Source organism: Vibrio sp. 970 (assembly GCF_033339075.1).
The window spans coordinates 1-506 of the sequence record NZ_JAWOTW010000877.1 but is presented as its reverse complement, the minus strand read 5'-3'; the positions used below and the strand labels follow the sequence as shown (position 1 = coordinate 506).

Annotated in this window: 2 protein-coding genes; both read right to left on the bottom strand. The window is 43.7% G+C overall.

Annotated elements, in window-relative coordinates; all coding sequences use genetic code 11:
* Positions 1-356, bottom strand: a 356-nt coding sequence (locus R7Q11_RS29685) for an exonuclease domain-containing protein (protein ID WP_263857243.1), incomplete at its 3' end; no start/stop codon positions are given.
* An 8-nt stretch (positions 357-364) separates the two neighbouring features.
* A partial coding sequence (locus R7Q11_RS29680) for a putative nucleotidyltransferase substrate binding domain-containing protein (RefSeq protein WP_225467404.1) occupies positions 365-506 on the bottom strand: 142 nt, incomplete at its 5' end.

Here is a 506-nt window from a genome sequence, read left to right as displayed (position 1 = left end):
ATCTCGCTCAGATCTGGCGCATCAATCAATTCACTGTGAGTGATACCGTGGATGATGACGGAATCTTCATCCAACTTTTTCTGAGGTCTTACTTTCCAATGTCGAGCATCGCGCAGAAAAATACGTCTCAGATTGAAAGGTACTAAACCGATAGTAATAATGTCGTGTTTTTCGGGATTGAGCCCCGTCGTTTCGAAATCCAACGCGACAAATTCAACCTCTGAAATGGGGGTATTGGGCGCTGGTAATTCGCTGCCGTAAAAGGCGACAAGATTCTCATCATTGACGAGCTCCAACTTTTGCTGAAACTTGGTTGGCCATTGAATCGCAGGCTTTTGAAATAGCTTTTTGATCATGCCAAACCTCACTTAAAGCTCTTATTTGCTTGATAACGGAACTTAAGGAAGTTCTGCCCATTGCTGAGAATTTGGAAGGCATCTTTCAAATTACGGCGTTCAAAATCGGAGAGGTTTTCTGGCTCGATGTTGTTATCTGGCTCAATTCCG